This is a genomic window from Vibrio spartinae, assembly GCF_024347135.1.
GTDB classification, from domain to species: Bacteria; Pseudomonadota; Gammaproteobacteria; order Enterobacterales; family Vibrionaceae; genus Vibrio; species Vibrio spartinae.
Map to the genome: position 1 here is coordinate 840,672 of NZ_AP024907.1, position 25,659 is coordinate 866,330.

The 25,659-nt window shown below is 43.8% G+C and carries 27 protein-coding genes and 2 pseudogenes; 15 read left to right on the plus strand and 14 right to left on the minus strand.

The window, feature by feature from the left end:
• The first annotated feature begins 54 nt into the window (after positions 1-54).
• Positions 55-1,242 (plus strand): tyrosine-type recombinase/integrase, encoded by a 1,188-nt coding sequence (locus OCU60_RS03890; RefSeq protein WP_074371374.1) that lies wholly within the window; start codon positions 55-57, stop codon positions 1,240-1,242.
• Between the two features lie 26 nt (positions 1,243-1,268).
• Here OCU60_RS03890 and OCU60_RS03895 read toward each other — a convergent pair whose 3' ends face one another.
• From OCU60_RS03895 to OCU60_RS03910, 4 genes are all read right to left on the minus strand, one after another.
• Positions 1,269-2,408 (minus strand): reverse transcriptase family protein, encoded by a 1,140-nt coding sequence (locus OCU60_RS03895; RefSeq protein WP_074371375.1) that lies wholly within the window; start codon positions 2,406-2,408, stop codon positions 1,269-1,271.
• Positions 2,392-2,679, minus strand: coding sequence for a helix-turn-helix domain-containing protein (locus OCU60_RS03900; RefSeq protein WP_057552476.1), 288 nt, complete (start codon positions 2,677-2,679; stop codon positions 2,392-2,394). The genes OCU60_RS03895 and OCU60_RS03900 overlap by 17 nt, the downstream gene beginning before the upstream one ends.
• A gap of 63 nt (positions 2,680-2,742) precedes the next feature.
• A complete protein-coding gene (locus tag OCU60_RS03905) occupies positions 2,743-2,961 on the minus strand; it encodes a hypothetical protein (protein WP_074371376.1) in 219 nt (72 codons plus the stop codon).
• 424 nt (positions 2,962-3,385) lie between these two features.
• Positions 3,386-4,453 carry a transcriptional regulator gene (locus OCU60_RS03910; protein WP_074371377.1) on the minus strand — a complete coding sequence of 356 codons (1,068 nt, stop codon included), beginning with the start codon at positions 4,451-4,453 and terminating at the stop codon, positions 3,386-3,388.
• Positions 4,454-4,538: 85 nt separating this feature from the next.
• Between OCU60_RS03910 and OCU60_RS03915 the strand changes: the two genes are divergently transcribed.
• From OCU60_RS03915 to OCU60_RS03965, 11 genes and pseudogenes are all read left to right on the plus strand, one after another.
• Positions 4,539-4,766 (plus strand): helix-turn-helix transcriptional regulator, encoded by a 228-nt coding sequence (locus OCU60_RS03915; RefSeq protein WP_001069954.1) that lies wholly within the window; start codon positions 4,539-4,541, stop codon positions 4,764-4,766.
• Positions 4,767-4,778: 12 nt separating this feature from the next.
• On the plus strand, positions 4,779-5,774 hold the full coding sequence (locus tag OCU60_RS03920; RefSeq protein WP_074371378.1) for a replication protein RepA: 996 nt from the start codon (positions 4,779-4,781) through the stop codon (positions 5,772-5,774).
• An 816-nt stretch (positions 5,775-6,590) separates the two neighbouring features.
• A complete protein-coding gene (gene traJ, locus OCU60_RS03925) occupies positions 6,591-6,965 on the plus strand; it encodes a conjugal transfer transcriptional regulator TraJ (RefSeq protein ID WP_074371379.1) in 375 nt (124 codons plus the stop codon).
• Positions 6,962-8,722, plus strand: a complete 1,761-nt coding sequence (gene traI / locus OCU60_RS03930; RefSeq protein WP_074371380.1) for a TraI/MobA(P) family conjugative relaxase — start codon at positions 6,962-6,964, stop codon at positions 8,720-8,722. Before traJ ends, traI begins: the two co-directional genes overlap by 4 nt.
• A gap of 237 nt (positions 8,723-8,959) precedes the next feature.
• Positions 8,960-9,723 (plus strand): annotated as a pseudogene (trbJ, locus tag OCU60_RS03935) (P-type conjugative transfer protein TrbJ).
• Between the two features lie 2 nt (positions 9,724-9,725).
• Positions 9,726-9,923 (plus strand): hypothetical protein, encoded by a 198-nt coding sequence (locus tag OCU60_RS03940; RefSeq protein ID WP_074371381.1) that lies wholly within the window; start codon positions 9,726-9,728, stop codon positions 9,921-9,923.
• A gap of 2 nt (positions 9,924-9,925) precedes the next feature.
• Entirely contained in the window at positions 9,926-11,218 is a 1,293-nt protein-coding gene (gene trbL, locus OCU60_RS03945) for a P-type conjugative transfer protein TrbL (RefSeq protein ID WP_074371382.1), read from the plus strand.
• The gene (locus OCU60_RS03950) at positions 11,196-11,471 is read left to right on the plus strand and encodes a conjugal transfer protein TrbL (protein WP_074371389.1); all 276 of its coding nucleotides are present in this window, start codon (positions 11,196-11,198) and stop codon (positions 11,469-11,471) included. The genes trbL and OCU60_RS03950 overlap by 23 nt, the downstream gene beginning before the upstream one ends.
• 20 nt (positions 11,472-11,491) lie before the next feature.
• A complete protein-coding gene (locus OCU60_RS03955; RefSeq protein WP_026949392.1) occupies positions 11,492-11,746 on the plus strand; it encodes a hypothetical protein in 255 nt (84 codons plus the stop codon).
• A 72-nt stretch (positions 11,747-11,818) separates the two neighbouring features.
• Positions 11,819-12,046, plus strand: coding sequence for a type I toxin-antitoxin system ptaRNA1 family toxin (locus tag OCU60_RS03960; protein WP_074371383.1), 228 nt, complete (start codon positions 11,819-11,821; stop codon positions 12,044-12,046).
• 444 nt (positions 12,047-12,490) lie between these two features.
• Positions 12,491-14,590: an AAA family ATPase gene (locus tag OCU60_RS03965; RefSeq protein ID WP_205410461.1), complete on the plus strand. Its 2,100-nt coding sequence runs from the start codon at positions 12,491-12,493 to the stop codon at positions 14,588-14,590.
• A gap of 527 nt (positions 14,591-15,117) precedes the next feature.
• Here OCU60_RS03965 and OCU60_RS03970 read toward each other — a convergent pair.
• Positions 15,118-15,768 carry a pentapeptide repeat-containing protein gene (locus OCU60_RS03970; protein ID WP_074371384.1) on the minus strand — a complete coding sequence of 217 codons (651 nt, stop codon included), beginning with the start codon at positions 15,766-15,768 and terminating at the stop codon, positions 15,118-15,120.
• Between the two features lie 657 nt (positions 15,769-16,425).
• Here OCU60_RS03970 and OCU60_RS03975 point away from each other — a divergent pair.
• Positions 16,426-16,659, plus strand: a complete 234-nt coding sequence (locus OCU60_RS03975) for a hypothetical protein (RefSeq protein ID WP_235862126.1) — start codon at positions 16,426-16,428, stop codon at positions 16,657-16,659.
• A 190-nt stretch (positions 16,660-16,849) separates the two neighbouring features.
• Here the strand turns inward: OCU60_RS03975 and OCU60_RS03980 are convergent, their stop codons facing one another.
• The 3 genes and pseudogenes from OCU60_RS03980 to OCU60_RS03990 all read right to left on the minus strand — a co-directional run bounded on the left by OCU60_RS03980 (position 16,850) and on the right by OCU60_RS03990 (position 19,482).
• Entirely contained in the window at positions 16,850-17,140 is a 291-nt protein-coding gene (locus tag OCU60_RS03980) for a DUF1330 domain-containing protein (RefSeq protein ID WP_074371385.1), read from the minus strand.
• Positions 17,141-17,177: 37 nt separating this feature from the next.
• Positions 17,178-18,330: pseudogene (locus OCU60_RS03985) on the minus strand (IS3 family transposase).
• A gap of 102 nt (positions 18,331-18,432) precedes the next feature.
• A complete protein-coding gene (locus OCU60_RS03990; RefSeq protein ID WP_074374287.1) occupies positions 18,433-19,482 on the minus strand; it encodes an aldo/keto reductase in 1,050 nt (349 codons plus the stop codon).
• A 149-nt stretch (positions 19,483-19,631) separates the two neighbouring features.
• On the opposite strand from OCU60_RS03990, the gene OCU60_RS03995 reads away from it, so the two are divergent.
• Positions 19,632-20,537: a LysR family transcriptional regulator gene (locus OCU60_RS03995; RefSeq protein ID WP_074374286.1), complete on the plus strand. Its 906-nt coding sequence runs from the start codon at positions 19,632-19,634 to the stop codon at positions 20,535-20,537.
• Between the two features lie 180 nt (positions 20,538-20,717).
• Here the strand turns inward: OCU60_RS03995 and OCU60_RS04000 are convergent, their stop codons facing one another.
• The 6 genes from OCU60_RS04000 to deoC form a co-directional block, all read right to left on the minus strand.
• A complete protein-coding gene (locus OCU60_RS04000; protein ID WP_159439485.1) occupies positions 20,718-20,876 on the minus strand; it encodes a hypothetical protein in 159 nt (52 codons plus the stop codon).
• Positions 20,877-20,915: 39 nt separating this feature from the next.
• Positions 20,916-21,338 (minus strand): ATP-binding cassette domain-containing protein, encoded by a 423-nt coding sequence (locus OCU60_RS04005; protein WP_139302143.1) that lies wholly within the window; start codon positions 21,336-21,338, stop codon positions 20,916-20,918.
• Entirely contained in the window at positions 21,331-21,660 is a 330-nt protein-coding gene (locus tag OCU60_RS04010) for a MarR family winged helix-turn-helix transcriptional regulator (RefSeq protein WP_074374285.1), read from the minus strand. Before OCU60_RS04010 ends, OCU60_RS04005 begins: the two co-directional genes overlap by 8 nt.
• A gap of 165 nt (positions 21,661-21,825) precedes the next feature.
• A complete protein-coding gene (locus OCU60_RS04015) occupies positions 21,826-22,401 on the minus strand; it encodes a YolA family protein (protein WP_074374284.1) in 576 nt (191 codons plus the stop codon).
• Between the two features lie 504 nt (positions 22,402-22,905).
• Entirely contained in the window at positions 22,906-23,829 is a 924-nt protein-coding gene (locus OCU60_RS04020; protein WP_074374303.1) for a DeoR family transcriptional regulator, read from the minus strand.
• Positions 23,792-24,451, minus strand: a complete 660-nt coding sequence (gene deoC / locus OCU60_RS04025; protein WP_074374282.1) for a deoxyribose-phosphate aldolase — start codon at positions 24,449-24,451, stop codon at positions 23,792-23,794. The genes OCU60_RS04020 and deoC overlap by 38 nt, the downstream gene beginning before the upstream one ends.
• Before the next feature lie 216 nt (positions 24,452-24,667).
• Between deoC and rbsK the strand changes: the two genes are divergently transcribed.
• The gene (rbsK, locus tag OCU60_RS04030; protein WP_074374281.1) at positions 24,668-25,597 is read left to right on the plus strand and encodes a ribokinase; all 930 of its coding nucleotides are present in this window, start codon (positions 24,668-24,670) and stop codon (positions 25,595-25,597) included.
• Positions 25,598-25,659 lie beyond the last annotated feature (62 nt).

The following is a 25,659-nucleotide window of genomic DNA, read 5'->3' on the forward strand; positions in this document are numbered from 1 at the left end:
TAGTTTTTTAGAGGTGTTTCAGCATGGTATTAAATAAGAATAATAGGTCGAAACATGCTGACTGATACCAAGCTACGCAATCTCAAACCCAAAGATAAACTATACAAAGTCAATGACCGTGATGGCCTCTATGTTGCTGTCACCAAAGCGGGATCTATTTCTTTTCGCTACAACTACTCGATCAATGGCAGGCAAGAAACCATCACCTTTGGCCGCTACGGAGTAGGGGGTATCACGTTAGCAGAAGCGCGCGAGCGTCTCAATGAAGCGAAGAGAATGGTTATTGATGGAAAGTCACCGGCCAAAGAGAAAGCCCGTGCGAAGGCGAGAACGAAAGATGCTGAAACATTTGGTGCCTGGGCTATAAAATGGCTGCGTGGCTATCAGATGGCTGATTCTACCCGGGATATGCGTCGTTCAGTCTATGCCCGAGAACTTAAAGAAAAATTTGGTAACTGGAAGCTTACAGAAATTACCCATGAAGATCTGCGAGCACTGACTGACGCAATAGTAGAGCGTGGCGCGCCCGCAACGGCTGTACACACGCGTGACATTGTACTCCAGGTGTATCGGTGGGCAATTGAACGGGGCCAGAAAGTTGAGAACCCGGCAGACTTGGTGAGGCCCGCAAGTATCGCTCGATTTGAGCCAAGAGACCGAACGTTAACACCGGCTGAAATCGGTTTGATGTATCGTTATATGGAAAAAGTTGGAACCACACCTTCGATTCGTGCTGCGGTAAAATTGCTATTGCTGACTATGGTACGTAAAAGCGAATTAACCAATGCAACTTGGAGTGAAATTAACTTTAGCGAAGCGCTGTGGACGATTCCGAAAGAAAGAATGAAACGACGAAAACCTCACTTGGTGTTTTTGTCACGCCAGGCGATGGACATTCTTATTGCCTTGAAGACATTTGCCGGTGGGTCTGATTACATTCTTCCTTCCCGTTATGACTCTGATGCTCCCATGAGTAGTGCGACGATGAACCGAGTTATGGATTTGACATACAAGGCCGCTCAAAAGGACGGTCAGTCACTAAGTAAGTTTGGGCCGCATGACCTGCGTCGAACAGCGAGTACCTTATTGCATGAAGCTGGATACAACACGGATTGGATAGAAAAATGCCTTGCGCACGAACAGAAAGGGGTGAGGGCAGTTTATAACAAAGCCGAGTACCGAGAACAGCGCGCGGCCATGTTGCAGGATTGGGCTGACATGATTGATGAGTGGACTCGTTAAAGCTCAATTACGCTAGTTAATGTTGATTATATATTTCTATTACGAGATAGCTTTTTCTTAATTTTATCATTTGCAGATTTTTTTTCTGAGTTTATAACCATAGCTACTCTGCCACTAATTCTTTTTAGAATATATACTTTTGAACTAAATTGGGTTAGCTCTTTCTTTGACTTAACTTTCCGATATTTTCTAGCGTATTTTTTTGCCTCAGACTCGCTTATTCTACAAGTTATCAAGGATAATTGTTCTTTTAATTTTCCTGCTTTTGAGTAACCTTGTTGCTGAAGAGTGTTTATGTGCCCGAGAATTGAACGGTATTTTTTTATAATGTCTTCTATATTAAAGTTATTATCTACCATATGTTCATATGTGAATAGTAACTTCCTCACTTGAGATATTCTCTTATGGGAAGGATTAGTCTTTTTTGAGTTAACAGTGACATCGTGTACAGAAAGCCGAGATGAACACGAACTAAAATGGCTTTTTTTCTTAGATCTATGAGGTTTTACCCCAGATTTTCCGAATATTCGATAGATTTCTGATTTTAGATGAGGAATTAACTCATTGAATTCTTTCTCATCAGAGCTAATATGAATATCATCGTAGTAACGTGTATATCTTAGTCCCTGAACTTGGCAATATTTAACAAGTTCTGGCTCATCTCGGTAGAATACTAGATTGGCTATTTCACCACTTAAGGGACTGCCTTGAACTAAATAGCCTTCTTTTGTACTTAGCTCGCTAAGTGCATTTGATACTTTAGGAGGAAAGCAGAAAAAGTGTTGAAAAATACGGTTGACTTCTTTGATACTAATTGACGGGAAAAAATTTCTTATATCCTCAGACATTAACATGCGTGAATTAATATGAACTTTTGCATTGTCGATATAACTTTTTCCTATTTGTCCTGCTGTTATATAGTCAGGATGCTCAACCTTATCAAAAATTCTTGATTTTATGGAATCTAAAACGGCACGAAGTTTTGGTTTTGCTTTGTATGTAACTCTTAGACTGCCATCATCTTTCTCAATTTTATTAGCTACGATATAGTCATCGTTTGATGATACTATGAGCTTCTCAAGATCTTGTAACGATAAATTCAATAAATTAGCTAAAGCTTCGATACTACCAATTGGTTTCTGTGTGTATTTAGGCTGTAGATTCACTTTTTACGATTTCTCTCGCTATTGATTTTAGACTTTCTGTAAATTCGGAGAAAGGACTATCAGAGGGCTCTTCACACATCAAAATAAGTATATTTAAAGGAACATTAAGTGCTTTACTGATTCGAGATAATGATGATAAAGAAGGATCTCGCTTTTCATTTTCTATTTTGGATAGATAAGATTTATCCATATTAGCTTCTTCAGCCACCTGATTTAAAGATAGTCCACGTAGTTGCCTGAATTCTTTAATAGTTTTACCGATCGCTAACATAATTATATCTCTTAAATATTGGAGGATTTATTTGGCTGGTTGCACAGATCTAGTGAGCTTTTGTTACTCCAAGTCAATGAAACCAGCCGCCAATTTTATCAAGCTCAATACCTGAACAACCACTGACAACCACTTCATTTTGTTGGCCCTACTTGCCACTTTACTCATATTCTCAAGCTCTTCGATAGAATTATCGATTTTCTCAAGTGTGCTTTTATCTACTGTATTAACGCATTTTTCACGAGCCTCTTTAAGACGCTCGATCGATTCTTTCAAATTCATATAATATTACCTTATCTAAGTTGCACTAATCGGATACAGGATGTACCCCCTGCCAATTTGCACATCGTGGCCGAATAGAAATACAGTAGACAAACCAACCAATACCCCCAGAGAAGTGTATCTCTGGTTCTCCCCCTGCCTTCATCAAAGTTATTCAACTAAGCGATAAGGACCATCGACGTTCGATTTGAGATTTGGCTCATCACGACCGCGTGCCGATAAGAATCCTTATGTGGGCTGGAAAGATAGTTCATTTTGAATTACTACAAATGAACGGCTGTTAGGCCATATGTCAGGCTCACAATTAAGGTAATTTTTGAAAGAGCGTTACAGATGATTTCATCTGCACTATGGATAGAATAAATGGGGGTGGACTATTTGTCAACCCTTAATTGATCAATAGTCCTGAATGAAATTTTAGCGGCTAAATTTTCTCATTAGTTTTGGACGTTGGTAGCTGAAATTCTTCTCGAATCGTTCCCAAGGCCTTAGACACTGCCTGGTTTGACAAAGGCTTACCTGTGATTTCACCCAGCAATATACCAATTTTTTCATTAGAACGGTTTTGTTTACGAAGAACCAACATGCGTTTTTTATTGTCGGTTAGTCGATAATCTACCATCTTGCGTGCTAAGTTGCGCAGCTCGGGTACATTAGTTGGATTCAGTGAAGAGTCCAGCATGTAGTGGTAAAAGTACTCATCAATTAATTTATCTCCGGACTTAGCGTTATGACGGTCTGGATGTGCGATTTGGCGTCGTAGTCTCAAGACTTCTTGCTCAAATTGTTCTGAAGAGCGTTTGGCTTGCTTATATAGAGAATTCCAAGAACCATCATGAAGCTTGGGGCGATGGGTTAGACAGTAATTCGTACTCAGATCCGGTCGCTTTTTCTTTCCTGCTTTTTCATCATTGTCACGATCATTGTTTTCTCTCTCAATATATCCGTGTTTTGTCCATGTGTGCATGAACTGTGAAAACTCTGTTGGGTTTCCACACAGGGCGCATAGTCGTGTTTTTTTATCCGCTTTTAAACTGATATCAGGCGCTAGCTTTGATCTGTTGGTTTTTTTTCCTTCACAAATCATAAGCAATGATTTGAGCATATCTTGAGTCGATATGAATAGTATGTCTTGCTCTGTGTGGGAGCTCTTATCAACAAAGTCGCGTAAATAAAAGTGAATTTGGTCGGCCGTATAACGAAAACCTCTCAACTTGATGAGGTCACTATAGTTACACTTTTCTCTTGAGATAGGGCAAAAGGACAAATACTGGTTTGGAAGGCTACTTAAGTATTCCGATACCACGGGATCAATCACCTGTTTAATCAAGTTTATGATGTTGTGGCTTTTAGACTCTTCCGAGTATGAATGCCATTTCTCTCTAAAAATGCGAATGGCATTTGCCACAGAGTTGTCAGAATTCTCCCATACAGGGATATAAAACTGACCTAGTCGTTCTAACGCATCCATCTCAGTTTCAAATATTTTCATGTCCAACTTTTTTGTCCAATGATTAGCCTAATCTACAGGCAACTCCTGGCATTATCAACTCAAGAATGTTGAAAAGGAGAGGGTTATGAATCCATCAATGACAAACAAAACGCTGATAAATCGCAAGACCTTACTCAGCATGATCCCTTTGTCTGATCGAACCATCTATAACCTGGAACAGCGTGGTGAGTTTCCTCGTCGTATTGTTCTGACCAGCCGAAGTGTTGCTTGGGACCTAGCTGAGGTTGAGAACTGGATAGAAGAAAAGCGCAGGTCTGCGTTAAAAGCCGCAAGACCCGGTTTTATTTGGTAAGTCTGAGTTCACATGACGCTTAAAGATGTAACGGATGTTCAGGCTAGGGGAACCACTCGGCAAAAAAGTGCCTCGGGTGCCAGCGATAAACTAGAGCTAAGCACGAAATATATAGACAACATCATAGCAATCCAGGAGTGCAGTGCTCAGGAGGCTAATGAACTCGGTTTTATTGCACGGCTTTTGATTCAAGCAACCATACCGCATAGCAAACCCAAATCGAGTGAGTGGAGTCGCAAGAATGGTAATTTCACAATGCACATGATGGCCCCCTCATCGGTAGGTTTGCCTTACGGTTGCTATGCACGTTTGCTTCTGGTTTGGATGACCACTCAAGCAGTAAGAAATAAGTCCAGATTGGATAAAGGTTATATCGATGAGACAGAGGCACGCAGGCTTGAATTAGGAAATTCTCAGAGAAGTTTTATGGCCGAACTAGGGTTATCGGGAACTGGGGGGAAAGATGGTTCTATTCCTCGTTTGCGTGAGCAGATGAGCAAACTTTTTAAAACCACCATTAGCGTTATGTTTACGGAACATAATGAAGGTGATGAATATATTTCTGAGGATGAGATTGGTGCCAGAGTAGCGGATGTTTCACATATATGGTGGAGCACAAAGCACCCAGATCAAAATTCATTATGGGGCTCTTGGGTAGAACTGTCGCCAAAGTTTTTTCAACTGATAACCGATAAACCAGTTCCTCTAGATATGAGGGTTTTGCGGTTGATTAAGCGCTCTCCTATGGCTCTCGATATATATTGCTGGGCAACATATCGAGTCAGCTATTTAAAACGTTCAACAGTCATTCCTTGGGAAGGGCTAATGGACCAAATAGGTGCCAATTATCCTAATACTGCTCAGGGGCATCGAGATTTCAGAAAACGGTTTCTCGATGGGCTTAAAAAAGTTCAATATGCATGGCCAGAGCTAGATGCTACTTCAACCGAAAAAGGATTGCTTTTGAAACCAAGTGCTCCACAAGTACCTCGACGGACAAAGCGATAGAGTGGGTGGAATGAAACAGTATGTAAGCCCCATTCTTGATGTTATTAAGCTTGGGTATTTAGAAAGTTATCCACGCATGTTCTGTCCCGCTTTAAAGGGGGTATTTTGCGCATGTTCTGTCCCGGCTTACGCATGTTTTGTCCCGGAGTGCGCATGTTCTGTCCCGCGAAGTGCCAAAAAGTTTTTTAATAACAGGTGGTTGTAGAACTCCCTATAGTACTTTCCTGTAGGTATACCTATATAAAAATTAACCTGTAGTTAAGCAAACAAATATTGTGGATAAGATTTATAAAAATAAATTGCTTAAAACTGTCAATGAAATCATTTTTTGGGAAGTTATGTATTTTTAACTTCATGAAAATAAAATGTTTTTTATTCTTTTTTTCTTGGCGTCTAAACATTCATTGACACTTGAGGGGCAGTTAAACACGAAGGCTTTGAATTTAGCCTAGAGCTGAAAGTGTTAGGAAAGCTGTGTTTTTCGGTGTCGTGATATTGAGTAAAGCCAACACACATAAATCGCTGTAAGACCGTTATTTTAGCGCTATTCAGTCGCTATAAGTGCGCTGTCATACCGCTATAAGTGTCGGACTTATTGAGTAAACATAGTTTACACAGGAATAAACAGTTAAATGCAGAGAAATGCACACGGGCATGCATAACTTTCCGTGATAAAACCAAAGTTGAAATGCGGGCAGGATGTGTGAAGTAGGCACACCATGCAAGCATGGCGAAGCCTCTTCACTTTGGACTTATTCGCACCTTCGGAGCTCAACGTTAATCCTGCCCTGCGGGGCCAGAGAGAGGAGACAAAGCATGGCGAACAACACGAACAAGAGCACTAGAAAGAACAGCCCACCGATTAAGGTTTACTGTCTGCCAGAGGAGCGTGCGTTGATTGAATCGCTGTCCGCGCAAGCCGGTCTTAGTATTTCTACTTATCTACGTGAAGTCGGCCAAGGTTATCGCATTCAAGGTGTTACCGATGTTGAACAGGTACGCGAACTGGTAAGAGTGAATGGTGACTTAGGGCGTTTGGGTGGTTTGCTTAAGTTATGGCTTAGTAATGATACCAAGGTAGCGAATGTGGGAGTCAATACAATCTTAGCGGTGCTTAATCGTATTGAAGCGACGCAAGATCAAATGAGCACGCTTATGGAGTCTATTCTTCGGCCGAGGGCGGACCAATGATCGCCAAGCATGTACCGATGCGTTCACAGGGCAAATCTGACTTTGCTGGCCTGGTGAATTACATCACCGATCACCAGAGTAAAGCACATCGACTTGGTAGTGTTCGTTTAAATAACTGTGAAGCGGAAACCGTGCGCGATGCGATCAGTGAGGTGTTGGCGACTCAGTTTAAGAACACCCGAGCGAAGAGTGATAAAACCTATCACCTGATAGTGAGCTTCCCGAGTGGTGAGTGGTTAGAAGCGAATACCTTGGCTGCGATAGAAGAGCGCATTTGTCAGGGGGTGGGCTATGGGGAGCATCAGCGTGTCAGTGCGGTACACAACGATACGGACAATCAACATATCCATATCGCCATCAATAAGATTCATCCTACACGCAACACAATCCATGAACCGTATTACCCGCATAAGAAGCTAGCGGAAATGTGCGAGGCCATCGAGCAGGACTTTGGTTTGCAGCCGGATAATCATATACCGCGCAAGCGAGGGGCCGAATCACGGGCGATGGATATGGAGCGGCATTCGGGTATTGAAAGCTTAGTGGGTTGGGTGAAGCGCGAATGTATGAACGAGATCAAATCAGCCAATAGCTGGCAGGCGTTGCATCGGGTCATGCAGGACAATGGTTTGCAGTTAAGAACCAGAGGAAATGGGCTAGTGATCGTTGCCGATGGTGAAGCGATCATCAAAGCGAGCACCTTGGGGCGTGAGTTTTCTAAACCCAAACTCGAAGCGCGCCTTGGTCCCTTTGAAGTAGCTGAGACGGATTCAGTTAAGCCGAGCCGCCAATACACACATCGACCGGTTCGCTTGAAGGTGAATACCACCGAGCTATATGCCCGTTATCAAGCTGAGCAGAAACGTGCCGCAGCGAGTAAGTCGCAAGCCCTTGAACAGGCCCGCCGTGATAAAGATCGACAGGTTGAAAACGCCAAGAGAAAAGGGCGAGGCCGTCGTGCGGCGATTAAGTTAACTGGCAGCAATAAGCTTACTAAGAAGCTTTTGTACAAACAGGCCAGTGATGCATTGAAAAGCGATCTTGAACGCATCCACAAACGTTACCAAGAGCAACGGCAAACGATATATCAAAGCAATAAACGCCAAGCCTGGGCGGATTGGTTAAAAAGCCAAGCATTGCAGGGAGATAGCGAAGCCCTCAAAGCGCTACGTAGCCGAGAAGCGGCACAAAAGCTTAAAGGCAACACGCTAAAAGGGGATGCAGTTCAGACCGAGCCCAAAGCAACGGTCGATACGATTACGAAAAAAGGCATCATTATTTATCGAGCAGGTAACAGTGCTGTGCGTGATGATGGTGAGCGTCTACAAGTGTCGACGGCTTCCAACCAAACCAGTGTTTTAGCTGCGCTAAAGGTAGCAATGGAGCGTTACGGTGATCGTATTACCGTGAATGGCTCGCCTGAGTTCAAGGCGCGAGTGATCAAGGCGGCAGTAGATGGCAACCTGTCTATAAAGTTTGCCGACCCAGGGCTAGAGCGTCGCCGTCAGGCATTAATAGCCCAGAGCAAAAAGGCCAAACGGTCAGATAAGCCTGGTGTGTTACCGATTGGCAAAGTGCCACCTTCACGCCGTGGCCGGTTGCAGAATCTATCTCAGTTAGAGGTTTTAGCTATTCAGTCAGCCCCTGTAACTGAAAAAGCGGTGGTCATGCCAGCATTAGAGCAGCGTAAAGCCAAGCTGCAAGCTGAGCAGGCAGCTAAAAAAGCGAAACGACAACATAAGAGCCGATCACGTTGATGTGATGGCAAAGGAATCGACGGAAGCCCTAACCGCTTCGGTTGGTAATGACACCGATGTTTAACCCTATTTGACCGCGCGTTTAACGGTGTCGCGCTGGTCGGGCGCCGAGATAGTAAGTGGCGAGCTAGCTCTGTACAGGCCCACATTCACCGCTGGTAACGGCAGGAGTAGAGATCAAGTTTCTACAGGTTGGTGAATGCAACTTTTAGTCATAACAACTAAGAGTAATTAACCATGCTAAAACGAAAAATTTTAGCGGCTAAAATTCCCGTGCTTGCCATCTCCTTGGCGTTAAACCTTTCTAATCCTGTATATGCGGGGATTCCGGTTGCTGATGGTACGAATCTAGTTCAGAACATCATGTCGGCAATGGAAGCTGTTACACAGACTGCTAAACAAATTCAGCAGTATCAAACCCAGTTGCAGCAGTACGAAAATATGCTGCAAAACTCGATGGCCCCGGCTTCTTATATTTGGGATCAGGCACAGCGCACCATCAACGATTTGAACCAGGCGACCAACACGCTCGCCTATTATCAAAACCAGATCGGTAGCCTCGATGCGTACCTAGGAAAATTTCAGGACGTGGCTTATTACCGCAGTTCGCCTTGTTTCTCGGCGGTGGGATGCAGCGATGCCGAACGCGCCGCAATGACCGAGAACCGACGCTTGGCGTCCGAATCGCAGAAGAAGGCCAACGACGCACTGTTTAAGAGTCTGGAGCAGCAGCAAGATAACCTGGAAGCCGATGCCCGCCAGCTCAATCGCCTGCAATCTGGTGCTCAGAGCGCGGACGGCCAACTGGCTGCGATTGGTTACGCTAATCAGCTTGCTAGCAACCAGGCCAACCAGCTCCTGCAAATCCGAAGCCTGTTGATTGCTCAGCAGAATGCCGTTGGCACTCGAATGCTGATCGCGAAGCTCAATATCAAGCGTCCCGTGAAAGGTTGTTTGATATGGGCGAGCCAACCAACCGTTCGGAAAACAAGGGGTTTTAATCATGAAGAATATCCCCCGAGTTTTTATCGTTAGTGCGTTGGCCTCTTTTGTCCTGGTAGGATGCGGTGAAGATGACGGGCCAAAGCCTGCAACGATCAACTGTAACAACCCGAACCTGACGAAAGAGCAGAAGGAAAAAGGGAACTGTCTTTGGAATATGGGCGAACCCACGGTTCGCTCCAAGAACAAGGGGTTCTAATCATGAGCAAGATATTCATTCGACTTATGATGACTCTGAGCATTTTACTGACTTCGCAAACAGCATCAGCGGCCATTGAGCCTAATGGTGTCCTAGATGAAGTGGCCGTGCGTTTCATGACGGCAAGTGCTACTTGGGGTACGGTAATTACAAACTATGCCGCCTGGCTATTCTGGACGCTGGGTACGATATCCCTTGTTTGGACTGGAGGGACCTTAATCCTTAAGCAAGCGGATATAAGAGAGTTTTTTGCCGAGTTCGTGCGCTTCATTTTGACGTTTGGTTTCTTTCTATGGCTACTCAGAAACGGCCCAGAGTTTGCCACGTCAATTATCGACTCATTGAGAATGATCGGTGCTCAAGCCGGTGGCCTTTCGAGAGATCTAACCCCGTCAGAGCCTATTAGTATTGCGTTCGACATTATTGTGAAAGCTGGTGAGTCCTACAGCATCACAAGTCCGATAGATAACTTGTCTATCTTCTTAATCACGCTGGCAATTTTGGCGTGTATGGCGGTAGTGGCGGCCAATGTGTTGTTGGCCTTGGTGACGGCTTGGATATTAGTCTATGCCGGTGTTTTCGTGCTGGGGTTTGGTGGTTCGCGTTGGACTTCAGATATAGCAATCAACTACTTCAGAAGCGTATTGGGTGTTGCTTTGAAGTTGATGACAATGACGTTGCTTATTGGCATTGCCATGTCGATCATGGACGGTTTCTATGCCGATCTATCCAATGATGCCCCCATGCGTGAACTGCTGGTGATCTTTGTCGTTTCACTGGTTCTCGTGATGCTCATTCACTCTGTTCCCAATGTGATCGCCAGCCTGGTTCCTGGAGGCGGTGCAGCAGCAGGTGCTGGCAGTATCAGTGCCGGGGCCATGGCCGGAGCGGCTGTTGCTACTGGTGGTATGGCTGCCGGTGCCGCAATGGCTACCACCGGCGGTGCGTCTGCTATTCAGGCTGCATTTGCAAAAGCGGGTGAGAACGTAGCGAATAATACGGACGTTATGTCGAGCCTGGGCGGTGCATTTAATAGCGGTGGTGATTCTGACGAGGCTGGCTCCTTCTCCCAAGCTTCCGGTCAATCTTCTAGCGGTGGCGAATCCTCTGGCGGCTTTAAAGGTAGCGCTGTAAAAGCGGGGCGTATTGCTGCGGATACCAGTGCGAATTTGATAAAGGGAATGGGTGATATGGCCGGGGATAGAATCAGCGGCACTACCGGAGGTCGTCTAGCTAGTTCGATCCGAAACAATATGAAAGATAACGCGGATGATGACGATAAGGAGGGGGACTGATGAGGCTTCCCCTGCATTTGACAACGATAGCTTAGGCGGTGGCGGCACTGGCTGGATGAATCAAACTGGCGGCTTTGATGGCCTATCCAGTGAGGATCAAGAAGAAGCCCGCCAAGCACACGCAGAATGGCAAGAGCGCGATCCGGAAAAGCACACCTTCGACATTGAATACTACGTTTCATACGCTCAGGAACGCCAGCAGGAGCGCAACGAAGAGGTTGCCAGTTTTGTTAAAAAAGGCCGCACGACCTAACTAGATAAGGATTACTGATTATGGAGTTTAGCTTTCCACCTCAAAACCTTGCGGAGGTATTTGGTTTCTTTGCAGTGATGTTCATTGTGATGCTGGCCTTCTACTTTTTGGGGCAGTGGCTGCACAACACCGGACACGGTCCGAAGATGAAAGCTATTGCCGACAAAATGGAGGTTTTCCAAAACAGGTTGGCCGGGCGTGCCTACAAGGATATGACGAGATCGGTTGATCAAATCGACAAAATGAGACGCTGGCCGTTTGGTCGACGCAAGTAGTTAGAAAGCACACGGGCCGGTGATGGTGCACCGGCCCGCATTTTCACATACCACCTGTCAGAGAGGTGACACATGACAATCACACATAATATCGAAATTCAGCACGCAATTCATCAGGCAGCAATCAAGCTGGCCTCCCTGGAATTCATCGATCAGGAAACCGCACAGCAGATTTCGCCTGTCGCAGAAGCGGTCGCCAATATGTTTACGATACTCTACTACCAAGCTGAAACTGGCCGAGCGACGCCGGAGGACTTCGAGCAGGCGCTGGTCACTATTCGACAAGTGACTATGAACTAAGGCAAACGACGTGGATGATAAGACTAAGCGCATAACTTACAACGAGGAAGAGCAGTACAGCTATTAAGATTTACTGCTTAGTGAGGAAAATGAACATATCGAGTCGCAAGCAAAGCGAGTAGGTATGAATGCTGCAGGTTACCTGCGTGAGGTTGGTTAGGGTTACAAGAATACGGGATAGTAAATTGTGATAAGGCCTGGGAGTTGATTTGAATCAACTCCCAGGCCTTGGCCGTTTAGGGGGCTATTGAATCGATGATAGGACTATGATCTATCTATTTTTATGTCGTCGGCCAGTTCTTCCTTTGCCCTTTCATATCTATGCATGGTTTACTCTTAGGTTACGCTGGAATGCAACATCAGCCGAGGAAAAATTTCAAGAATATACTATAACTACCCAATCAGTAAATTTTATATGGATTGAATCAGGGAAGGGGTTTTATTGTGCGGACTATAAAAATAGAAAACTGCAACAGCATAGAGAGCGCTGAAATAAAAATAACTGAAGGTGTGTTGAATATTAAGTATGGCCCAAATGGACTAGGAAAAAGCACGATTGCACGTTCAATTATCTCCTCGGTAGCTAATGATGGTTCGTTGCAAGGTTTAAAGCCTTTTAAGTATCGAGGTGTTCCTGGAGAACACGAACCATCAGTGCAAGGCGTTGAAGATATAGGTTCTGTTTTGGTTTTTGATGATACTTATGTTTCCCAGTTTGTTTTTCAGAGAGACGAGGTTCTTAAAAATAGTTTTGATATTTTTATTAAAAACGATGCTTTTTTGGGCGCCATGCAGGAAATTGAAGAACTTTTCTCTGGAATAAAGTCCGCATTTGACAATAACGAAGAGCTCGAAAGTGCTATCTCCGACTTGAAAGAACTGCGTGATGCTTTTGGGGTGACTAAAAAGGGGGAACTCTCAAAATCTAGTAAAGGATATAAGGCTTTTGGCTCTGGCAATAAAATTGAAAATATTCCAGATGAATTAAAGCCATTCGAAGATTTCCTCAAATGTGAGCAACCTGCTAGTTGGATATCATGGCAGGCAAAAGGCAATGCCTTTTTAGAATTGTCAGATAATTGCCCTTACTGTGCTTCAAGTATTCAAGAGCCTGGAAAAAAAGACACTGCAAAGCAGGTATCCAAAGAATATGACTCTAAAGCTGTAGAGCATCTAAACAACCTAAGGACAATCATTGATAGGCTTGGTAAATACTTCGAACAGACATGTCGAGAAAAGCTAGAATCCGTTACCAAGTCCAAGATTGAACTGTCCCCTGAAGAAATAAATTTCTTGGCTTCTTTGCGTGGGGATGTTGAAACACTGCTATCAAAGCTAGAAGGTTTACGCTCAATTTCTTTTTTCTCGTTAAGAGATGTGGAAAAAATAGAGGATGAGGTTGAAAAACTGAAGGTCGATCTGAGTTTGTTGGAAAAGCTTAACTCACCTGAAACTACATCAGTTGTAGAACCAATTAATACCAAACTTCAGGAGCTAATAGAAAGAGTTGGTGAGCTGAAGGGAAAAATCAACAAACATAAGCGGCTGATTGAGAAATCTATCATAGATAACCAAAGCAGTATTAATGATTTCCTAAGTTCTGCTGGCTATAAATATAGTGTGACAATCCAGGCTGAAGCTGATTCTTACAAGATGAAGCTGGTCCATCAGGATTTCGATGAACACATAGAAACTGCTTCCCAGCACCTAAGCTATGGTGAAAAGAATGCTTTTGCTCTTGTTCTTTTTATGCACCAGGTTCTTAGTGAAAAGCCTGATCTTGCAATTTTAGATGACCCTGTCTCTAGCTTTGATAAGACGAAAAAGTTTGCAATTTTGAATGAGCTTTTTAGAGGGAAGGCGAGTTTACGTGATTCTACAGTTTTAATGCTCACACACGACATTGAGCCTGCTATTGATGTTATACGAAGTGTAAAAAGGTTGTTCCAACACTCCAAGCCAACTGCTTGTTTTTTATCCTCTATAGCGGGAGTTGTTTCTGAAGCTGAGATCAACGAATGTGATATACAGACATTTGCACAAATATGCGAAACGAACGTTCGTGATTTGTCGGATGAGGTCATTAAATGCATATATCTTAGGCGCCATTTTGAGATTCTTAATGACCTTGGTGAGGAGTATAATTATCTTGCAAACCTTCTGCATGGTCGAGCGACCCCAATTAGGAAGACTGATGCGGGCGATGTAGATATGTTGCCTGAAGAAGTAGAGAAGGCTCAGGCCAGAATAGAAGAATTTATTCCAGGATTTGATTATGGTGAACTGCTTAAAATCCTTACCGATAAAGAAGAGATGGAGAGAAGGTTTTTTGATTCAACTATAGGGTACGACAAGCTTCAACTCTTCAGAGTTTACAAAGCAATGCATATTCCTAAAGGTAAGGAAGATGGTGTATTACAAAAGTTTGTTAATGAAACCTTCCATATCGAGAACGAATATGTCATGCAATTGAATCCGCATAAATTTGATAATGTTCCCGAGTATGTTGTTCTTGAGTGTGAGAGGGCCCTTGCTGGTGACTAATTCATAATCCTAAAAATTTAATCATGGTATGAATGTAAACCTTCCCTTATATGTAACTAATTAGGTGGGAGGTTTACATTAGCAAACAATGGGGCATAACCTTATTAGATCATTAGTTCTAATTTGCAGGTTTAAGATTGAAACTTCTATGGATTAGTACCCGCACAAGAGGAAGCAAACATAGTAGTGATTAGTATAAAATTTGCGAAGTAGCAAAATTAAATTGCTGTGTAGTTTTGATGTCCCAGCGAGTCTGTGATCGACTTGATGGATTTGTAAAAAGAATTATTGAGAAGGCTAAAAAACTGGAAAACTCTTTGGAGTAAGAAACCCCAAACAATCGAAAGTGAACACCCACAACAAAAAGATCTAAACAGTTAACAATGATTAAGCTCATAAAGCCGAGTATCGTGCAAAGATTTCCTACCATAGTCACCCCCTCTCGAATGCCAGTTATTGAATCGAGTCCCCGTTAATCTCCTTAACTTTTCAATCTTTCGATTGAATGGGGCGGGACAAGTAATAAATTAAACGGAGCGGGAAGCTCTGTCAATAGCGTTACATAGGCCATTTGCTGTAACTACTCGATAAGGCAGATCTCCATCTAATTTTTTCAAACCTACTTTTAGCCTGATGATCCCTAGACGATCAATGAGACTATGCATTGTTAGTCCATTAATTTTTCCCCCCTTTAAATGCAGAACCCTACTATTTTGTAGCTTGGGGTTAAACCTTAGGGCATTGACTAAAGTTTGTAACTCATCATCTAAAACAGGTGACGGGTGGTGAGTTAGAACGATATTGGAGCTGTCAAGAACTATATTTTTGGCATCTTCTAAGTTGGTATTTACAAAAGTACACTTTTCGAAGCGACAATTTGAAAAATTAGTCTTTTTCATCAACGTACCTGAAAACACACAATACTTGAAACTCGCACCTTTGAAGTTTGACTTTTTTAGATTTGTTCCGAGGAACTCAACTTGAGAAAAGGATGCATTTTTGAAGCTACAACTGGTTAATATCGCACCCTTAAAGTTTACGTTAGTAAAATAAGTACTTGAGAAGTCTGCTTTAAAGCACTGTGCCTTGGAGTAAAACTTATTACGAATCTGCTTAAATTTTGTTTTTCTATAGAACACAGATAGTCGAGATAACCCTTTTCTTCTTTTCGGAAGCACCGTAAACCTCTTAAGTCTTCAAATTTTCATAACATTTTATTAGTGCGCGTGCGCATTTGTCTGGTAAAACGCGTATGCACATTTAATAAATCCATTACCTCAGCCATATTTAGTAAAGATATTGATCAATAAGCACTTTATCAGAGTGTTACTGAAAGGGCTAACACTCTGATAAAGTGTGCATTGGTACCAAGACCTTGCTGAAAGTAATCAGCTAGTGACTTTCATGAATAAAAAAATAGGCCAAATAGCCTGTTGGTTACCTGTACTGTAACTCACTTAGGGTAAAAATGTGTTTTAGGTTTTGGTAACAAGAGTCAGTACCGCTTACTCTGACTCGATATTGAGGTAGCGTTACTTGGTCGAGGATTTGCTCGGTTTTAGGCCTGGAGTGTTGCCTGGCGTTTTTTTGTTATCACGTCGACGTTGATCTGGCTTGCCGGTCGACTTGGCTATTGGTTTTGGTCCTGGTTTCAAACCCATAATTTTATCCTTATTTATGATGAGGTCATTCCTCGCTGTACACTATTTGGTCAATGCTAATGGTTTTCAAGATGTGTATGAAAAATAATCTAAAAATACGCTTAAGGTTTCTTGCTGATAACTCATGTTTTGATACGCTATCTAAAATGTACAGCGACAAGTTGGAGATACAAGGTGGATAGAGTTACATCAGGACCGCGAATACTTACTACTGGAGAGAAACAAGAGCTTCGTCGTGATATGCAAGAATCCTCCGCTTGGGCCAAAGCCGAACTAAAACGCCGACGAGACGCAAAAAATCAAAAAAATTCTGAGCATGGTATCGATGATGGTATTGAGAAAGGTATCCCTTCTAACTGGCTGTTATTTATATGTATTTTCTGCTCGTTAATATTTGAGTGGGAATAAGCTGAATAATATTGAGTTATTCGTTTTATAAATAACGAAATGCCAGTCAGTCGTACTGACTGGCATTTTTAATCCAACATTATCGGTAAGTCTGAGTCTGTGTTGTTGGCTAGCGAGTATGCCGCAGTTTTAGCAGCGTCTACTTTTAAATCAATAGATAAAAAGTTATATCGCAAATGCTTTGACGGCCTTATTCGAACCCTTCAATAAGAACAAACGTGCCGGTAGCCGCCTTGGCGCGTAACTTCTTCGCGGCTTGATAGCTGTCACTGTCATAAAAGCGTTTAGCCTCGGTAAAAGAGGAGAATTCAAAAATCATATGCTGTTGGTGAGCCTCCCCTTCCAGATTTTCATATTGCCCAGTCCAAGCCACAATCTTGGGGTTGAATGGTTTTACTGCTTCTTCAGCTGCTTTGCCGTATTCTGCATATAAATCGGCATTAATGACGGTAAGATGTGCGATAAGGTACCCTTTAGGCATGTTATTTCTCCTAACTATTTTCAGTGTTTATCGGGTTCTACCCCGTTTTCACGGACGGTTTAGTAAAGACGTAAACTTGCTGTCTTGATTCGCCAGTCTACGTCGCATTCTTGGATTATGGAACCGTTCGATATAATCAAAAATATCTGCTCTGGCTTCATTTCTTGTCCGGTATTGTCGATAATTGATTCGTTCCCGTTTCATCACACCGAAGAACCCTTCACAAGCCGCGTTATCTGCACAATGGCCTACAGCACTCATGCTGCTGGTTAGGTTCTTTTGCTTGAGAAAGCGCTGATAATCTCCGCTGGTAAATTGTGTGCCACGATCTGAATGTAAGATAACATGATGTCTTTCCTGTCGCTGCCAAACCGCCATTTCGACGGCTCGAATCACCATATGACGGTCTTGTCGATGATGCATCGACCAGCCAACGATGAGCTTGTTAAACAGGTCAAGCACCACACACAGATAAAGCTTCCCTTCAAGTGTCCCAATTTCTGTAATGTCTGTGACCCATTTGGTTTCCGGCTCCAAAGCATGAAAGTCCCGCTCAAGATGATTCTTTAAACCGTCAGGACGTGCGGACTGTCGCTTTGCCCCTCGACCTTTTTTACGCGGCCTGCCATAAAGTCCATTCGCTGACATCAGCCTGGCGACACGATTTAAGCTCGCTTGCAACCCTTCGGCTTGCAGATCTTCGTGCATACGTGGTGCGCCGATAATACCACCGCTATCATCATGGATCTCGCGCATTCGTTTTAATAACGTTGCGTTAGCAAGAGCACGCGCACTTGGCTGACGTTCCACCCAAGCGTAATAACCACTAGGAGAGACGCGCAAACAACGGCACATGAGGCGAATAGAAAACACATCGCGGCAACGCGATATCGCAAGATACCTTACGGTAACTCTTTGGCGAAGAACGTTGCCGCTTCTCGCAAAAAATCTCGTTCCTTTTTCACTTTCGCTAATTCGCGTTTTAGCCTCGCCATTTCTTCATCACGAGGAGAGCCACTGCCTTGAAATGCTTTATCTTGTGACTGCTCCGCCTCTCGTTTCCAACGGTTTAATAAGTTAGGATTGATGCCGATATCTAATGCTATCTGACGACAACTCACACCCGGTTGCTGAGTCAGCGCAACGGCTTCGCGTTTGAATTCTGCAGAATATTTTCTTCGCTTGGTCATAGACACTCCTTTTAGGCATAGTATGCCTCTTTATAGATGTGTCCGTAAAATATGGGTAGAACCCATCACTGTAAAAAGAGACATGAGTTAATATCCTCTTGATCAAACTTGGATCTCTGATGATGGCGGTTGACGGTACTCATTTTGCAGGGTAATCATCCAATCGGGGTAGTAAGGCGGTAGCGAACTGACGTTGTCAAGACGCTCTAACTCGTCGGCACTTAACACAACGTCACAAGCTCCCAGATTGTCTTCGAGTTGCTCCATACGTTTCACACCGATAATGACGCTAGTTACCGCCGGACGGCTTAATAGCCAAGCCAAGGCAATACGACTAACAGAAACCCCTTTAGCCTGTGCAATGGCTCGCATCTCTCTAACACATTGCCAAGCTCGGTCTAATTCCACTGGAGGAAAATCGAAGTTGTTGCGCCTCGCGCCTTCTTCCGTTGGTGCACCAGGCCCAAATTTTCCAGACAATAAACCGCCAGCGAGTGGTGACCAAACCAGCAAGCCCAATTTCTCTTCACTGACCAGAGGCAACAATTCTCGTTCAAGGTCGCGTCCGGCAATAGAGTAATAAGCCTGCAGGGTCTGAATTCGGTTGGTATGAAGCGCTTGGCTTAGGCCTAGTGCTTTACCGATACGGCCTGCGTTCCAGTTTGAAACGCCGACATAGCGCACCAAGCCTTGACGCGTTAGATCATCTAATGCCCGCAGTGTTTCTTCAACTGGCGTGATGGGATCACTGGCGTGAATTTGATATAGGTCGATATAATCTAACTGCAAACGTTCCAAACTTCGTTGAACCGAGTCCATAATATGGCCGCGTGACGCGCCTTTCTGATTGGGTTTAGGCCCCATCGGCCCACCGGTTTTCGTAGCAAGAATAACTTCATCGCGGGGGACACTGAGTTCTTTCAGTGCTTGCCCAACGATACGCTCTGACTGACCGTGAGAATATATGTCAGCGGTATCAATAAAGTTAATTCCGGCTTCTAAAGCGCGCTCTATTAACTGATTAGCTTCTTTTTGCTTTACGGCACCTATATTTGACCACTTACCTGCATCACTATTGCCACCTAAGGTCATGGTGCCAAGACAAAGCTCTGAAACATAAAGGCCGGTTTGGCCAAGTTGGTTGTACTTCATACTCTCTCCTCACGCTAGAATTGTGTTCTTTCACTACTATGTGCTTCGGTGGAAATTATTTATAGACGACAGATGAGGCTAGGTTATTGGTTTAATTAATGCGAATAAAGTATTATAAAAATAACTAACTGTTATAGATTTTGGTAACAATGAAAAGTCTCAATATCTTAACTATTTTTTGCCGAGTGGCAGAAATGGCCAGTTTTACCCGCGCAGCTGAAGCGCTGGGTATCCCCAAAGGGCGGGCCTCCGTATCAGTTCGCGATTTAGAAAAAGAATTGGGGGTTGCATTATTTCACCGCACCACGCGTAACGTTCAATTGACAGAGGATGGGCAAGCATTTTATAAGCGCGCGGCAGATCTTTTGGCTGAGGCGCAAGAATTGGAAATGATGTTTGTTACCAAAGAATCGGCTTTGGCAGGCAAGCTAAGAGTCGATATGTCAACCGAAATGGCACGAAGTGTCGTAATCCCTGCGCTCCCTCAATTACTTTCTACTCATCCGGAACTTGAACTGGAGCTTTCCAGTACTGATCGGCGGGTCGATCTGGCACGTGAAGGCTTTGACTGCGCGATTCGTTATGGCCCTATCGTTGATGAGACTCTAGTGGCAATACCGTTGGGGCGACTGCGGATGATTAATGCTGCCAGTCCCGACTATTTACGCAGTCATGGCACACCACACACACTAAATGACCTCACCACCCAGAGGCATAAAATGGTTCATTACAGCCCAATTCTTGGTGGTGAACAAGATGGTTGGGAATATCCTGACAAAGACGGTTATAAGTCGCTTGCCTTGCCGGGCGCGGTACAGGTAAACAATGTTCAAGCTTATCATGAATGCGGATTGGCTGGGGTTGGGCTTATTCAGGCAGGACAACCGGCTCTTAATGTACACATAGAAAATGGGAGGCTAGTGGAGGTCTTACCAAACCTGCGCCCCGAGCCACTTACAGCTTCTTTAGTCGTTGCCCATCGGCGTAATCTTTCAAAACGAGTTCGGTGTTTTAAACAGTGGTTGGAAGAGATATTAGAGCCTTATCTTGTTTAGGGCGTATGCCTAGAAAAGCAGTTACTCTTTTCCAAATTCGATCATGCCTGAAAAAGCTCAGCAGGGTACAGATGATGGTATTGCGAAAGGTCGCCTTTTTACCTAGCGGTTATAAATGAATTTCCTTGTCGTTGATAGGCGAGTGGGAGTAGGGCTGGTTATAAATAGCTAATTTACTGTTTATTGTGATGCTGCTTTTGCCGTGACTGCACAATACCTGACACGGCCGGGTCGGTGCTCAGGGGCTGTTTCGTCCCAGTGATCCGGATGAGTATGGGTCAGTAGAACGGCGTCAACATCGATAATTTGTGTTGTATTACGAATTTGTGTGATTTGCATAATCGTGCTCCAGTGTCGCGGTGTTTTGCTTTCGTTGAGTCATTTTTGGCAATGGCTGGCGGATGAACAAGAAGGAGTACGAGAGAGCACAACAAAGTCGGTCCGTCCAAGAAAAGTCAGCTCAGGCAGACGCAGTAGCGCATAGATCTCGGTCACTGTTCCGACGGTAGAGCGAGCATTGCCACCCAGTCTACGTTGGTCAATCACAATGGATGCCGGTAAATTTTCGAGACGATCGGCATCAGGCTGACCAAAATGAGGCAGTCGGTTACGAACGAAGGTTGAATAGGTTTCAGCCAGTTGACGTTGGGATTCTGCTGCGATTGTATCGAACAAAAGTGACGACTTACCCGAGCCGGAAACACCGGTAAAAGCGACGACTTGATGTTTTGGGATATCGAGGGTCACATTTTTCAGGTTGTGGGTTCTGGCTCGAACAATGCGTATCGGCCGATCAGTCATGCTCACCGATCTCCGTTTGCAATCCCCTGATGGCTTTATGACAGAGTTCAGCGAAGATCGCCTGTTTTCCGGCGGTCATCACTGATGCGACTAACTGGGCTGTCCCGTGTCGCTGCTTGGCGGCTCGTTCCATGAAAGCAGTGCCCTGAGCACTTAACCGCGTCGCCTGAACACGGCCATCGTTGTCGTCCGACGTCTGTTCTACCAACTGCAAATCTTTGAGCACGCGTAGTGCTTTTGACAGTTGAGTCCGGGAAATTCCGAGCTGCTTACTCATGATGGACGGACGTAAAGCTCCGTTAACACGCAGTACTTCGAGCACATCAAAAGTACGCTGTTGTATAACGATGAAGCGACCTTGAAGATATTGGAATCGGCTCTGTCAATCATGAAGGGGTATCAAGGTCAAACCATCGGTGTTGATACCCTAGTCTAGATAATGGTAAAGGCTGGTTCCCCAAGCCTACAACTAAACCAAATCAGTATCTTATAATATCCTGATCCGCACTGACATGGTATTCCATGGTGAATTTGTGGATGTGTTCTGGTACTTGAAAGTTCCGTTTTGGTGGCCGTCGAGGTTATATTCAACAAGCCACCCAACCACAATTTGTCCTGCAGTGCAGGGCCATGTGTAATAATTACCCGTGACACAAACAGACGTGCTTGCATATTGAGCTGAACGAGGCAAGATACCACCATTCATCCAGGCAATACTGCTTGAACCGTAGCCGATTTCCAACACAGCAGCACGCAGAGCCGAGCCACCGTGATTGCATGTTGTTACTGTAAGGCCAGCGGTAGACTCCCACCCACAATCACTTGATCCAACAGCATATACCCACATGGAAGATAGTGGGGGAGCCGGTGCTAATTCTACTTTACCAGACTTCACCAGAGAGGTGCCTGTCACTTCAGCGGGTATTGGATTGATCTGACTGGTAAGTGGTGACAACGATAAGATGGCTTGTTGGCTGCGAGGAACTTCCTCAGCATGAACGGTAACGCCTATTCCTGCAATTATTGCTGTTGATGCTAAGTATTTAATGAAATTTATTTTCATAGTTACTGGGTCCTAGTGTTTTATTTTGGTAGATACTGAGTTTTAAATCAGTAAATTGAGTGTTATTAACCACCCGTAAATAAAGTATTAGCATAAAATATGAAATATCCTGTCGATTTGTTGAGTTTATTATTCCATGAGTAGAATATAAATATTTGTGTGCTAAGCCTACGTAAATAGATGCCGTTTTTTAAAATGGCTCATACGAGATATGGTTGGGTTGTTTGACTATGCCTATATTCTCCCTCTCGGAAGCCGTCGTCAGAGAAAGACGACAATCGGCTTAGTCTTTGAGATGATAGGTATACAGTTAATGATCAAACTATTGCTTGTTGCGCGGGTATATCAGCGTGTCAGTACTGACGAAAAGAAAAGGTTGCTAAAAAATTTGAACATGACATAAATCATGGTTCTATTAAGTGACGAATTTGCAATGTATTAGGGTTATCTTCACGCATATTCAATAAAAATTTATCTTCTTTTACTTAATCTTTACCAAAGGGCTCAGAGTAACCCTTTGGGGGTGAGAACCTGCAAGCGAGCTTCGTAACATGCGGTTTCGAGCTTGTTGGGTAAGGTTTCATCTGAAATCAAATAGTGAAAATCCATCAGGTCACCGATTTTATAGGTCGCGGCTTGGTTAATGGCTTCCTTTTCTACGATAAGATACCTTTTCATGCTTCTTTCCATCACAATGTTAGCGATATTCGAGACCAACATGTCTGAAGCGGTGACACCAAATTTGTCATGTACACCCGCAGATGAAATAAATACTTTCTGAAATATCATCGGGGTCAGGACATCATTGGACGCTGAAATAAACACATCATGGACAGGATTGTAACTGCCACCTTGCAAGATTGCTTTGCAGTTCGGCTTATTCTTTAGCGCCAAGAAAACGTTCATCGAAGCCGTAACCCCGGTAAACATCACATGATTCGGGATGGAACCGATAATGTCAGCATTGAGATCACCGTTGTCAAAATACACCACATCATTCATCTCGATAAAATCAGAGACAATTGCCGAAATGTAGTTGTTGACTTTCACCGGAGGAAAAGCGTTTGCGGTGTTGGTTGGGTGATCGACAGGAGACGGCGGTGATGTTCCGTAGGATATGAACTCGAGACCTTCCTGAACTTCGTCATGTACGATTGGATGACCACGGCGGATATATCCACCGTAGTACTCCAGGGGAAAAGAATGGGCAGCGTTGGAGTTTAAATCTCGACGCACTGTCATTTCTGACACTTCTAAAAGACGGGCTATTTCTTTCAAGTGAATTTTATCGCTGTGCTTGAGGCACGCTTCAATTCGTCGGAGTCTTTCTAACTGCTTTGTAACCATGTTTCTCCATTTTCGGCCTTTTACAGCCGAAGGCTTCTTGCTTTTAGTAATCATGAGCTGCTGGCGCTTGACCAGAGACAATGCTGACACTGGCACTTGCACCAATGCGTGATGCACCAGCGTCAATCATTGCTTGTGCTGTCTCTTTCGTACGAACACCACCTGATGCTTTAACGCCCATTGTTTTGCCAACAGTATCACGCATTAACTTAATATGCTCAACAGTTGCACCGCCAGTCGAGAAACCTGTTGAGGTTTTCACAAAATCAGCCCCGGCACGCTGACTAATGTTACACAGTTCAACGATTTGCTCGTTGGTTAACAGACAAGTTTCAAAGATAACTTTGAGTAATTGTGGTCCACATGCTTCTTTGATTGCCCGAATCTCTTGTTCAACTTTGTTCCAGTTAGCATCCAACACATCGCTGATGTTAACGACCATATCGATTTCATCTGCGCCCGACGAGATAGCATTTTTGGTTTCAAAGACTTTCACCGCAGTGGTGTTTGCGCCTAATGGGAAGCCGATGACTGTGCAGATCTTCACATTTGATGCTTTTAATCGCTGTGCACAATGCTCAACAAAGCCGGGATTAATACAGACAGAGAAGAACTGATGTTGATGTGCTTCATCACATAGTGTGTTGATTTGATTTGTGGTTGCGTTCGCAGATAGCAGCGTGTGGTCAATATAGTGATTCATAAGATTACCTTGTACTTTCATTTTGAAAAAAACGTTCGTGTTATATTAATAACACTTGAAAACATCAATGTTATTATATTTACATTAAATTGTGATCAATCGCTTAAATTGATATTTATTAATCAACACTAACATCATTAAGGTGATTCTGATCGCAGTAAGTGCCTGTTGATATCGATTAATGTTAATTTCATAACATGAATGGGGAAGTACAAAATGAAAACAATTGCAGTTATCGGCTCAAATATGGTCGATCTCATTTCATACACGGAACGTATGCCAAAAGAAGGTGAAACATTAGAAGCACCATCATTCAAAATGGGATGTGGTGGTAAAGGGGCAAACCAAGCTGTTGCAGCCGCAAAACTGGGCGCTGATGTGGTGATGGTGACGAAAGTGGGTGATGACATGTTTGCCGACAATACCATCAGAAATTTTCAATCTTATGGCATCAATACCCAGTACGTGAGTAAAGAGCCTCAAACGTCGAGCGGTGTTGCACCGATCTTTGTCAGCCCAACATCTCAGAATTCCATTTTAATTATCAAAGGAGCCAATGAATTCCTGAAGCCGGCTGATATTGATAAAGCAGAAAGAACATTGGTCGAATGCAGCCTGATTGTCCTTCAGCTAGAAGTCCCGCTTGAAACGGTTTATGCCGCTATTGAATTTGGTAACAAACACAATATTCCTGTGCTGCTAAATCCTGCACCGGCGGTTCCTGAGCTGGACATTGAATATGCCTGTCGCTGTGATTTCTTTGTTCCGAATGAAACGGAGCTCGAAATCTTAGTCAACAAACCTGTTGAAACCGTAGAGCAGATAAAAGAAGCCGCAATGATCCTTCTGAATAAGGGATTGAACAACATTATCGTGACAATGGGGGAAAAAGGGGCCATTTGGTTAAGCAAAGACGGCAAAGACGTCTTTATCGAACCCACGCAAGTCAATGCTGTGGATACCAGTGGTGCAGGTGATGCATTTATTGGTTGCTTCTCTCATTACTTTATGCAAACCCACGATGTACAACTGTCGCTGGAAAAAGCGTCGTTATTCGCTGCATTCAGTGTGACGGAGAAAGGAACACAGTTCTCTTATCCCAGTATTGAACAGTTTGAAGAATTCGAAACTAAACACACAAAATAATATCTTGCTCTGAAATAACAATTAAAAACAGGCTCATTTTTTAATGGGCCACATAATAACTG

Excerpts from the sequence above, each read along its gene's own strand:
- OCU60_RS03890 (WP_074371374.1), top strand. The coding sequence starts at position 55 with ATGCTGACTGATACCAAGCTACGCAATCTCAAACCCAAAGATAAACTA.
- OCU60_RS03900 (WP_057552476.1), bottom strand. The coding sequence starts at position 2,679 with ATGTTAGCGATCGGTAAAACTATTAAAGAATTCAGGCAACTACGTGGA.
- OCU60_RS03905 (WP_074371376.1), bottom strand. The coding sequence starts at position 2,961 with ATGAATTTGAAAGAATCGATCGAGCGTCTTAAAGAGGCTCGTGAAAAA.
- OCU60_RS03910 (WP_074371377.1), bottom strand. The coding sequence starts at position 4,453 with ATGAAAATATTTGAAACTGAGATGGATGCGTTAGAACGACTAGGTCAG.
- OCU60_RS03915 (WP_001069954.1), top strand. The coding sequence starts at position 4,539 with ATGAATCCATCAATGACAAACAAAACGCTGATAAATCGCAAGACCTTA.
- OCU60_RS03920 (WP_074371378.1), top strand. The coding sequence starts at position 4,779 with ATGACGCTTAAAGATGTAACGGATGTTCAGGCTAGGGGAACCACTCGG.
- traJ (WP_074371379.1), top strand. The coding sequence starts at position 6,591 with ATGGCGAACAACACGAACAAGAGCACTAGAAAGAACAGCCCACCGATT.
- traI (WP_074371380.1), top strand. The coding sequence starts at position 6,962 with ATGATCGCCAAGCATGTACCGATGCGTTCACAGGGCAAATCTGACTTT.
- OCU60_RS03940 (WP_074371381.1), top strand. The coding sequence starts at position 9,726 with ATGAAGAATATCCCCCGAGTTTTTATCGTTAGTGCGTTGGCCTCTTTT.
- trbL (WP_074371382.1), top strand. The coding sequence starts at position 9,926 with ATGAGCAAGATATTCATTCGACTTATGATGACTCTGAGCATTTTACTG.
- OCU60_RS03950 (WP_074371389.1), top strand. The coding sequence starts at position 11,196 with ATGACGATAAGGAGGGGGACTGATGAGGCTTCCCCTGCATTTGACAAC.
- OCU60_RS03955 (WP_026949392.1), top strand. The coding sequence starts at position 11,492 with ATGGAGTTTAGCTTTCCACCTCAAAACCTTGCGGAGGTATTTGGTTTC.
- OCU60_RS03960 (WP_074371383.1), top strand. The coding sequence starts at position 11,819 with ATGACAATCACACATAATATCGAAATTCAGCACGCAATTCATCAGGCA.
- OCU60_RS03980 (WP_074371385.1), bottom strand. The coding sequence starts at position 17,140 with ATGCCTAAAGGGTACCTTATCGCACATCTTACCGTCATTAATGCCGAT.
- OCU60_RS03990 (WP_074374287.1), bottom strand. The coding sequence starts at position 19,482 with ATGAAGTACAACCAACTTGGCCAAACCGGCCTTTATGTTTCAGAGCTT.
- OCU60_RS03995 (WP_074374286.1), top strand. The coding sequence starts at position 19,632 with ATGAAAAGTCTCAATATCTTAACTATTTTTTGCCGAGTGGCAGAAATG.
- OCU60_RS04000 (WP_159439485.1), bottom strand. The coding sequence starts at position 20,876 with ATGCAAATCACACAAATTCGTAATACAACACAAATTATCGATGTTGAC.
- OCU60_RS04005 (WP_139302143.1), bottom strand. The coding sequence starts at position 21,338 with ATGACTGATCGGCCGATACGCATTGTTCGAGCCAGAACCCACAACCTG.
- OCU60_RS04015 (WP_074374284.1), bottom strand. The coding sequence starts at position 22,401 with ATGAAAATAAATTTCATTAAATACTTAGCATCAACAGCAATAATTGCA.
- deoC (WP_074374282.1), bottom strand. The coding sequence starts at position 24,451 with ATGAATCACTATATTGACCACACGCTGCTATCTGCGAACGCAACCACA.
- rbsK (WP_074374281.1), top strand. The coding sequence starts at position 24,668 with ATGAAAACAATTGCAGTTATCGGCTCAAATATGGTCGATCTCATTTCA.